This window comes from Alcanivorax sp., from assembly GCF_014762765.1.
In the GTDB taxonomy this organism is placed as follows: domain Bacteria; phylum Pseudomonadota; class Gammaproteobacteria; order Pseudomonadales; family Alcanivoracaceae; genus Alcanivorax.
On sequence record NZ_JABURH010000017.1, the window covers coordinates 1 to 10088 of the forward strand.

10 protein-coding genes are annotated in these 10088 nt (G+C 58.4%); 4 read left to right on the forward strand and 6 right to left on the reverse strand.

Annotated features, from left to right (window positions below; all coding sequences use genetic code 11):
- Nucleotides 1-1035 (reverse strand): amidase (locus HUJ17_RS00540; RefSeq protein ID WP_290508872.1); only part of this gene is annotated, 1035 nt, incomplete at its 3' end.
- A 273-nt stretch (nt 1036-1308) separates the two neighbouring features.
- Nucleotides 1309-2136, reverse strand: coding sequence for an HAD-IA family hydrolase (locus HUJ17_RS00545; RefSeq protein ID WP_290508873.1), 828 nt, complete (start codon nt 2134-2136; stop codon nt 1309-1311).
- A gap of 148 nt (nt 2137-2284) precedes the next feature.
- On the opposite strand from HUJ17_RS00545, the gene glsA reads away from it, so the two are divergent.
- Nucleotides 2285-3319 carry a glutaminase A gene (gene glsA, locus HUJ17_RS00550; protein WP_290508874.1) on the forward strand — a complete coding sequence of 345 codons (1035 nt, stop codon included), beginning with the start codon at nt 2285-2287 and terminating at the stop codon, nt 3317-3319.
- Nucleotides 3320-3399: 80 nt separating this feature from the next.
- Nucleotides 3400-4482 carry a DUF481 domain-containing protein gene (locus tag HUJ17_RS00555; protein ID WP_290508875.1) on the forward strand — a complete coding sequence of 361 codons (1083 nt, stop codon included), beginning with the start codon at nt 3400-3402 and terminating at the stop codon, nt 4480-4482.
- Nucleotides 4483-4752: 270 nt separating this feature from the next.
- Here HUJ17_RS00555 and HUJ17_RS00560 read toward each other — a convergent pair whose 3' ends face one another.
- Nucleotides 4753-5226 carry a peroxiredoxin gene (locus HUJ17_RS00560; protein ID WP_290508876.1) on the reverse strand — a complete coding sequence of 158 codons (474 nt, stop codon included), beginning with the start codon at nt 5224-5226 and terminating at the stop codon, nt 4753-4755.
- Between the two features lie 131 nt (nt 5227-5357).
- Nucleotides 5358-7208: a hypothetical protein gene (locus tag HUJ17_RS00565; protein ID WP_290508877.1), complete on the reverse strand. Its 1851-nt coding sequence runs from the start codon at nt 7206-7208 to the stop codon at nt 5358-5360.
- A gap of 246 nt (nt 7209-7454) precedes the next feature.
- Between HUJ17_RS00565 and HUJ17_RS00570 the strand changes: the two genes are divergently transcribed.
- Nucleotides 7455-8120 carry an SDR family oxidoreductase gene (locus tag HUJ17_RS00570; protein ID WP_290508878.1) on the forward strand — a complete coding sequence of 222 codons (666 nt, stop codon included), beginning with the start codon at nt 7455-7457 and terminating at the stop codon, nt 8118-8120.
- A gap of 218 nt (nt 8121-8338) precedes the next feature.
- Here the strand turns inward: HUJ17_RS00570 and tmpT are convergent, their stop codons facing one another.
- Nucleotides 8339-8986 (reverse strand): thiopurine S-methyltransferase, encoded by a 648-nt coding sequence (gene tmpT / locus HUJ17_RS00575; RefSeq protein ID WP_290508879.1) that lies wholly within the window; start codon nt 8984-8986, stop codon nt 8339-8341.
- Between the two features lie 96 nt (nt 8987-9082).
- Between tmpT and HUJ17_RS00580 the strand changes: the two genes are divergently transcribed.
- Nucleotides 9083-9679 carry a hypothetical protein gene (locus tag HUJ17_RS00580; protein WP_290508880.1) on the forward strand — a complete coding sequence of 199 codons (597 nt, stop codon included), beginning with the start codon at nt 9083-9085 and terminating at the stop codon, nt 9677-9679.
- 212 nt (nt 9680-9891) lie between these two features.
- On the opposite strand, the gene HUJ17_RS00585 is transcribed toward HUJ17_RS00580, so the two are convergent.
- The coding region (locus HUJ17_RS00585; RefSeq protein WP_290508881.1) for a hypothetical protein at nt 9892-10088 on the reverse strand (197 nt) is incomplete at its 5' end.

Genomic DNA, 10088 nt, shown 5'->3' on the forward strand with positions numbered 1-10088 from the left:
GGCCAGGCCACGGGTGAGCGGGTCCAGCTGGCCGGCATCGAAGCCTTGGGGGAACAGGGCCTTGCCGCCCTTGCTGACCAGGAAGCCGAGCATGGCCCAGTAGAGCAGAAAATCTTCCACGAACCGGGCGGGCAGGTCGATGCGGGCCTCTTCCACGGTGTGTCCCAGACTTTCCAGCAGGCGGGCGGTGTCCTCTACGGCGCGGCGGGTCTGTGGGCAGGTGGCGTCGCCGGTGACGGAGTCGATCATCATGCCCACGCGCAGCCGCTGCTTGCCCGGGCCGGTGACCTGGCCGATGGGTTTGAGCTTGCGGTTGCGGTAGTAGCGTTCCGCTTCCATGAAAAAGTGGGCGGTGTCGCGGACGCTGCGGGTGAGCACGCCATCGTTGACGATATTCACCGGCAGTACCTTGGCGGCATCCTGGTCGATCAGACGGCCCCGGGTGCCTTTCAGACCCACCAGGCCACAGCAGGCGGCGGGAATACGGATGGAGCCGCCACCGTCGTTGCCATGGGCGATGGGCACGGCACCGGCGGCCACCAGGGCGGCGCTGCCCCCGGAGGAACCGCCGGCGGAGTAGTCGCTGTGCCAGGGGTTGCGGGTGGCGGGCACCCCCGCCTGTTCGGTGCTGGCAGTGAAGCCGAAGGCGGGCAGGGTGCTCTTGCCCAGCAGGTTGAAACCCTGGGCCAGGTACTGTTTGGCGATGCCGCTGGTTTTCTTCAGCGGCGCCTCGCCCAGGGCGCGGCTGCCGTGGCCGGTGGGCAGGCCGCGCAGGTCCAGGTTGTCCTTGATCAGGCTGGGCACGCCGGCGAAGAAGCCGCTGAAGCGTTTGCTTTCGGCACGCTGGCGGGCGGCCTCAAAGGTGTCCACGGTGAGTCCCTGCAGGGTGGGGTCCACCCGTTGCAGCCGTGCGATAGCCGCCTCGGTGACCTCCCGGGTGCTGACCTGACCCTGGCGTAATCGCTCGGCCAGGGCGGTGGCGTCGTCGTGTCCGAGGGCGTCGCCGCAGAAGGCGTGGAGGGGGTTGCTGGCCATGAGTCTCTCCCGGCTAAAAGATGCACGATCGTACCATTAATGATCTGTGCGAAGGGGCCAATTGTTGTTTGATTGGAATTCCGGTTTGTCGCTTCCGGCAAGAGCGTGCAGCTTTGTAGTAGCCAGCCTGCTGGCGATAACCCCATCGCTTGCAGGCAAGCTCCTGCATTCTGCTCTCTGCGAAGTCTTGGGTATATCGAAAGCGGGTTTCGCCATGCGTTTCGTTTCTCGAAACTGACCAATCGCGCCGCGAGCGACACTCCTACGGGAGGGCTAGCGGGCACGCTCCACGCGCTTGTGCTGGGCCAACAGGTGGCGGGCCAGGCTGGTGAGTTCGGCGATGCTGCCGACTACCGCATCCGGGCGGTGGGGGTGTTTGACGGTGTTGGGGAAGATCTTGTCCAGCCAGGCCTGGCCCCAGCCGGCGCCGTTGTAGAAGATGGAGGTGATGCCCGCTTCCTTGGCGGCGATCACGTCGGTGGTGCTGTCGCCCACGTACCAGCAACTTTCCGACGGCGGGATGCCCAGTCTTTCCATGGCGAGAAGCAGCATTTCCGGTGACGGTTTTCGTTTGCTCACGTCGCTGCCGCACACTACCACGTCGAACAGGTCTTCCCAGCCAATGCCGTCTACCAGTGCCAGTTCGTGTTCGAGAAAATCCCGTTTGCGGTTGGAGATCAGTCCGACCTTGATGCCGATGGCGCGAATGCGCTCTAGCTGTTCGCGGATGTCGTCTTCCAGCGGGAACACTTCGTCCACGTATTTTTTATAGGCCTCATCGAAGGCCTGGTGAGCCCGGCCCTTGGCGTCCTGGTCGCTGCCAAACAGCACTTCGAAAATATCGGTGCGGGAAATCTTGCGTTGCGCAACGATTTTGGGGTGCAGGCGCTGGTTGTCTTTCACATAGATGAGCAGCTTGGCATCTTCGATGGTCTTGGAGTCATCCGGGTCCAGCAGCCGGTCCCACAGGTCCAGCTCTTTCAGATGGGGCAGCACATCGTCCACGGCGTGGTACATGGCATCGTGGGTGTCCACCAGAGTGGCGTGCCAGTCGATGAGAATGGCCTCGGGTTTCGCATGGGGCAGTTGCAGGATGCTCATGGTGCTCATTCCTTGCCGTTGGCAATTTTATTGTTAGCACAAAACCTGTGGTGCTGTTGTGAATCCGTGGCGAATGGGTACTGGTCAGATTGCTGGCCACCCGTATAGCATCTCTATTCAAGGTGGCATTATGCAAGGGAGTGACAAGATGGGGTGTGTTACAGGAAAGAATCCGCTGGGCTTGATGGTGCTGGTCAGTAGTTTATTGCTGTCGGGGTTGTCGCTGGCCAGTGAGTTGCCGTCGGCCGAAGCCATTCGCTCGGCGCTGAAACAGGCCCATGAGCGTTATCAAGGGTTGGATGACGGTGCCAACGCGGATTACATCCCTGCCCTGGCCAAGGTGGACTCGGACATTTTCGGCATTGTGCTGGTGACGGTGGATGGCAAGGTCTATTCCGTGGGCGATGTGAAATCCGAGGTATCCATACAGTCCATCTCCAAAGTGTTCACCATGGCTCTGGTAACGGAAGAAAAAGGCGTGGATGCACTGCCGAAGAATGTGGGTGTGGATGCGACCGGGCAGGTTTTCAATTCGATTCATGCCATTGAACAGCACAAAGGCCATGAAATGAATCCGCTGGTGAATGCCGGTGCGATTACCACCACCAGCATGGTTGAGGGTAAGGGTTACAACGATATCTGGAACAGGATCCTCCGTTATTACAGTGATTTTGCCGGGCGGGAGCTGACGGTACTTGAAGACATTTACCACTCCGAAGCCGAGACCAATCAGCGCAATCAGGCTATCGCCCACCTGATGTATGCCTATGGGCATATCGAAGGAGATCCGTTGCAAGCCACGGATATTTATACCCGCCAGTGTTCCGTGGGCGTCAATGCCAGAGACCTGGGCATAATGGCATCGACCCTGGCCAATGCGGGGGTTAACCCGGTTACCGGAAAAGCTCTGGTGGACCCGGAAAACATGCCGGAAATTCTCGCAGTGATGGCAACGGCCGGTCTTTATGACGATGCAGGGAAATGGCTTTACCGAACCGGATTGCCGGCAAAGAGTGGTGTAGGTGGTGGCATTGTGGCCGTGTCCCCGGGAAAGTTTGGTATTGCTGCCATCTCACCGCCGCTGGATGAGGTGGGTAACAGTGTGCGTGCACAGAAAGCCATTGCTGATATTTCCGCTGCTTTGGGCGGAAACCCTTACCAGGTTATGCCTTACAAGAAATGATGAAGAATTCAGTATTTTTCCAGCCTGCTTCAGCGCGGCTGCATCAATTTTTGGGTTCGTTGAATATGGCCGGAAGGCGGGTGGTTATTGCCAGCCTGGTTGCCGGGTTCAGTTGCCATGGTGTCAATGCCGACCAGACCTATGAAGCGGCAAACAGGGAGGCGCAGCGATGGCAGCCACCGACGTTTGATGTTCAGCAGTGGGACTGGATACAGGTGGATTCCGGTGAATGGGTAAAGGGCCGGATCAAGACGCTCCACAATCAGTCTGTTGAATTTGATAGTGATCATTTTGACCTGATTTCCATCGATTGGGAGGATATCGTTTATATCCAGACTGGCCGAACCATGTCTGTGCTGCTGGATGGCGGGAACATCATCCTGGGCAGGCTGGCCACGGAAAACGGCAGGCTTATGGTTGGTGGCATGCATGTGCCGTTTACGCAGGTGGTGGGTATTGCGTCTGCTTCTCCCAGGGAATTTGATTTGTGGACTGCGGATGTGTCTGTGGGCCTGAATTTTCGCAGTGGCAACGTGGAGCAAAAAGATCTCAACACCAAGGCTGTACTCAAGCGGCGGACGGTGAAGAGCAACACCCGTATGAGTTATACCGGTAACTACTCGGAATCAGAGTCCGAGCAACTGGCCAACAACCATACGGCGGAGGTGACCCACGATTACCGGGTCAGTCATAAATGGTTTTTTCGGCCGATCCAGGCCCAGTACTACAGGGATCCATTTCAAAACCGGGCGGCGGAATGGACAGTGGGTTTCGGTGCCGGGTATCAGATTTTTGATACACCGAAGACTGACTGGTCGGTAGCTGCCGGGCCGGGTTACCAGCGCACGGAATACGTGGATGTGGTGCCGGGGGAGGATCGAACCGTATCCACGCCTGCGTTTCTCATGGGCACGTTCTACGAACAGGAACTCACCGGCAATATCGACATCAATCTTGATTACCAGGTGACCTTGACCGAGAGCAAGGCCGGCCGGGCAAAGCATAGTTTCTATTCGGCGCTGGATGTGGATCTGACCAAGCGCCTGGATCTGCGCTTTGCCGGCACCTGGAAACGCATCGAAAGCCCTCAGCCTGACAGTGACGGGATTACGCCACAAAAGGATGATTTTACCGTCACGTTGGGGCTGGCTCTGGAAATTTGAGTGTCGCCGTAGGGTGCACTGAGCCTAAGCGAACTGCACCAGGGAAAAGCAATTGATAATGGATAGTTGAGAATTGATAACACGCGGGACAGCTCCTCTGTCGTCAAACCCATGAGACCGCACCGAACCTCTGGCGCGGTCTTTGCGTTTTCAGATTCGACTGAGCATTGATCGCGCCGTTATCAATTATCCATTCTCAATTTTCAATGAATGACAGGTACAGTTCGCCCAGGCCCAGTGCATCCTACGCATCGTCTCGGGTTGTTCGACTCAGAGTTGGCCGAGCACGGTGTCCGCGCTGCTCTTGTCCACGCCTTTTTCATCCACGCCCAGGTACTCCACCACGCCATCGTTGGCGATCAGCGCGAAGCGTTTGCTGCGGATGCCCATGCCGCCACCGGTGGCATCCAGTTCCAGGCCCAGGGCCTTGGCGAATTCCGCGTTGCCGTCGGCCAGCATGGTGATATGTTCGGCGTTCTGATCTTTCTGCCAGGCATCCATGACGAAGGCGTCATTGACCGCCATGCAGGCGATGGCGTCAGCCTTTTCCAGAATGGCATCGGCGTTGATCACGAAACCGGGCATGTGGGTGTTGGAACAACCCGGAGTAAAGGCGCCGGGTACCGCGAACAGGACCACTTTACGGCCCTTGAAAAAGTCACCGGTGTTAAGGTCTTCGGGGCCTTTGGCGCCGTTGGTCTTGATTGTCAGTGTGGGAAGGGTGTCGCCGACTGCAATGGTCATGATTCGCATCCTTTCTGAAGTGGATGACCACTGTAACAAAGACGCGGTGACAGGAAAGGGGGGGATTAGAGGAGAGTAGAAACAGAAAGCGCCCCGTTGGAGGGGCGCTTTGTGTGGTTCGGCGTGAGGTATTAGCCGAGCAGACCCAGCAGGCCATCCAGTACCGGGCCCAGTACCGGGATGGTGGTCAGGGCGTCGCTCAGCGGGGCCAGCAGGCTGCTGGCTTCGCTTTCACCCAGCAGGGATACCAGCAAGTTGCCGATCAGATCACCCACCAGCGGCAGCTCTTCCACCAGGGCGGAAACGCTATCCAGCAGGTTGCCGTCCTGATCCATGATGCCGTCCAGCAGCTCGGAAGGATCACCGCTGACCAGGCCGCCCAGCAGGCTGCTCAGCAGGTCACCAAGAACCGGGATCTGTTCCAGCATGGCCAGGTCCGGGGTGAGCATGTCGCCACCGGCGCCGCCCTGCAGGGTGGTGAGGATCTGGTTGAGCAGATCGCCCAGTACCGGGATCTCGTTAAGCATGTCGGTGCCGGGCAGCATTTCGCCGCCGCTGCCCGCGCCGGTCAGGGTGGCCAGCAGGCCGTTGAGCACATCACCCAGTACCGGGATCTGTTCCAGCAGGCCGGTGAACTGCTCCAGTTGACCGGCGGAGTCAGTCAGGCAGTCCAGCGGGTTGGCGGCATCGCAGGACACCGCGCCCAGCAGCTGGTTGACCACATCACCCAGTACCGGCACGTTGGCCAGCAGGTCGGTTACCATGGACAGCTGATCGCCTTCCAGGCCACCCATCAGGGTTTCCAGGCTCAGGGCATCGGTGGGCAGGCCACCGCTGTCGCCACCGGCAACACCGTTGAGGATGTCGCCCAGCACAGGAATTTGGGTCAGCAGGTCGGGCAGGGATTGCAGGTCGCCGAGGGTGCCGAAAAGGTCGCCGCCGTTACCCAACAGCTCGGCCAGCAGCTCGCCCAGTACCGGAATCTGTTCCAGCATGGCCGGCAGTTCGCCCAGCAGCTCCATGTTGCCCGGGTTGGCCAGGCCAGCCAGCAGGTCTTCCAGGATGGCAGGATCCAGCGGGCTCTCACCCATCAGTTCGCCGATGGGGCCCAGGTTCTCGCCGGCAGACAGCAGGCAGGTGAACGGGTCTGCGCCTTCCGGACACAGCTCGCCCAGACCGCCGGTCAGGTTGAGGATGGAGCCTACTCCGCCCAGCACTTCGGTGATGCACTGCTCCGGGTCGAACGCATCGGCACCGGTGGCAATGGGGCACAGGGCCATGGACAGGCTGTTCACGGTACCGATCAGGGGCTCGCCCATGGCCAGGTTGTCAGCCACCTGGGTCAGACAAACCTGCGGGTTGAGGGCGTCTTCGCAGCCCAGGTAACCCAACACGCCGGCCAGGGTGCTGTCCGGCACCGTGTTGAGGGTTTCCAGCAGGCATTGCACCGGGTTTTCAGAGCTGGGGCACAGCTGCTGGCCGATGGCGCCGCTGTTGTCCAGGATCCCGCCCAGGGTGTCCACCAGATAAGGGACGCTTTCTTCCAGACAGGTCGGCAGGAAGGTGGGCTCGGTGACGCTGCCAAGCAGGTCGGTATCAGTGGCGGCAACGGTGTTGGCGCAGAGCAGGCCAAGCACATTGTCGTTACCGAGAGAGATGTTGGTCAGCGCTTCGTTCTCGCAGGCCAGTACATCAATTACGCCACCCAGCTGGGTACCCAGCAGTGCCTGCGGACAGACGGAGGCGGTGAAGTGGTTGTTGGTATCGACCAGAGTCAGAAGCTGTTGCTTCTCTTCCTCGGTAAGCGGTGGTGTTTCATCGTCACCACCATCTTCGCCGGCAGTGCCATCACCGCCAGTATCGCCACCGTCTTCATCGCCGGTGTTGCCGGTTTCTTCACTGGTGTTGCCGCTATCGTTGCTCGGGTTGCTGCCACTGCCGCCGCCACCGCAGGCGGCCAGTGTGACGAGCAGAGAGCTCATCAGGATGATTCTCAAAAGATGTAGCATGGGTACTTCCCCCTTTCTTCCATGAACACAAAAGTGTGTATGACAGGCGTATCAGCGCGATCCACCCATGCGCGCAACTATATAAAATTCATTGCGCTGCCAATGTTGGCTAAAAATGTCGTTTTGTATCTGATGTTGCAGTGTTTTGTAATGCACGGCGGGAGTGCTTGAATGGACTTCCCGCTAAGTGACTGGGATACCAAAAGAAAGGAGAGTGAAATGGCGCAGACGATTGTAATTACCGGTGCAAACCGGGGCATCGGCCTTGCACTGGCAAAGCACTGGAAAGCCCGAGGCGACCGGGTGCTGGCGGTGTGCCGGCAGCCATCCGCCGCATTGGTAGACAGTGGCGTGGAAATTATTGATGGCGTGGACGTGAGCACTGCGGATGGGGTCAGCAACCTGAGCAGTGGGCTGGGAGATACGTCGGTGGATATTCTTTATAACAATGCCGGTGTCATGCTCAGTGAGACGGTGGACGAGATGGATTTCGGACAGATCCTGCATCAGTTCGAGGTCAATACCCTGGGACCGTTGCGGGTCACCATGGCGCTGCTGAACAATCTGCACCCAGGCAGCAAGGTGGGGCTGATGACTTCGCGGATGGGCTCCATCGCCGATAACACCTCAGGGAAGAAATACGGCTATCGCATCAGCAAGGCGGGTCTTAATGCGGCCGGCAAGTCCCTGGCGCTGGACCTGCATGATCGCGGTATCGCCGTGGCCATCTTGCATCCGGGTTGGGTACAGACTGACATGACCGGGCACAGCGGTAATCTGACTGTGGACGAAGCTGCAGCTAACCTGATCGCTCGCATGGATGACCTGAATCTGGAAAACAGCGGTACTTTCTGGCACTCCGATGGCAGTGTGTTGCCCTGGTGATTTGATCGGTAGTGTGGGCAGATCAGGCAATAATGTTACCAAATGGGGCTGAAAGGTGTGTGCTCTGCCATTTTGCGGAGTGTGCCTTTTTTAGGAGCTATGCTTGCATGGCGAAGGGTTGGGGGGTGGTTCGCCATACGAGCATAGCTCCTACAATGCGAGCAGGCTTGATGGTCTCGAAAACTGGATTTTTCGGTGGCTTGTTCCTTTACGTAAAATCATCCCAGCAGAAACGCATTTTCATAGAGCGCGGTCAACCCTCTCTCGCGAAAAACCGGTTCGTGGTCGAGGATCATTTTTCTGGAAAGCGGCGTGATTCTGTAGTCGTTCTCATAGAGACTTCTTACCTGCAGTTCGCCAACCGAAAACGGCGGGCCATCCATCTGCTGTTGATCATATTCCAGAGTGATGAGTAGCTGCGGCGCCTTGTCGGTCAGTGTTACCAGATGGCGGGCATAGCGTTCGCGCATGGCATCTGGCAAGGCGATCAGGGCGGCACGGTCGTAGATGGCATCCGTTGTCTCAATGTCGTTGGATTGCAGCAAGAAGATGTCACCCTGAAAGACGGTGAGGTCCCCATGCTGGTAACGCTTGCCGCCTTGCCAGTCGGTGATGACCGGCTGGCGATTCAATGAGTCGAACAGCTCGGTGACGGCTTTATCAGACAGCTCTGCACCGATCACCCGATAGCCTTGCTCCAGCAGGTAGCCGATATCCAGGGTCTTGCCGCACAGGGGCAGAAAGACGGTCTGGCCGGCTTTCAAGGACAGTTCGCCCAGATAACGTTGCAGTAGTGGATGGACCTGGGGAAGGTGAAAGCCCAGTTCCGAGTTGTGCCATTTCTGATGCCAGAATTCCGGGTTCATGGGGGCGCCTGTTGATTAAGGTGCGCCTCTCGTAGCGAAAGGCTTGTGATCGTTTGCGGCACTGGTAGGGTAGCGTTTTTACTCAGGGACGAGACCATGAGCCACGCAACGCGTTTTCAGCATCCACGCTACACCATTCGCCGCAAGTTTTTTCGGCTCTTCGGTGATGCGTTTCACCTTTATACCGATGAGGGCGAGCTGGCGCTATATTCCAACATGAAGCGCTTTCGCATCCGTGAGGATATCCGTCTCTATTCAGACGAAAGCCAGGAACAGGAACTGCTGCGTATCTCCACCCGCAGCATTTTCGATTTTGCCGGTGCCTATGACGTGCATGATTCACAGAATAAAGAGCATGTGGGCACTTTGCGCAGAGCGGGGTTCAAGTCGTCCTTTCTGCGCGACCACTGGACCTTTCTCAATAGCGAGGGCCAGGAAATCGGCACGCTGGAGGAAGACTCTATGCTCAAGGCGCTGGTGCGTCGTTATATCGAAGTACTGGCGTTTTTCTTTCCGCAGCACTACCACGCTACCGTAGGCGACAAGCCCGTGGCGGAATACCGCCAGCGATTCAATCCCTTCATCCTGAAACTGGATGTGGATTTCAGTGCCGACGGTGACGGCCGGCTGGACAAGCGCCTGGGGATTGCTGCCGGGGTGCTGCTATCAGCCATCGAAGGGAGGCAGGACTAAAAAAGGCTCATCGCGGATTAGAGGGAACGGAAGCGACCACCGACCGCGTAGGGTGCACTGAGCCTAAGGCGAACTGCACCGATTCGGCGCTTGATGGTGCAGTTCGCCTTAGGCTCAGTGCACCCTACGTTTGGAAAACCGTGGAGGTGTGACCATAAAAAATCCCGGACAGGGCTGGCCTGTCCGGGAAGATTTGCTGTCCTTGCTTGTCGTTAGTGGCGCCGGCGCAGCCCGCCGCCGACCAGCAGGATCAGGAAAGGCAGCAGTGCGCCGATGCCGAAGGCGCCGCCACTACCGCTACCGCCGCTATAGGACGGACGGTTAGTGTTGTACATGGGCTGTGCCTGGTCCACGCGGTTGCTGGTGGGTGCGCTGGTCTGGCGCTGGGCCTTGGCCAGTTTTTCGATTT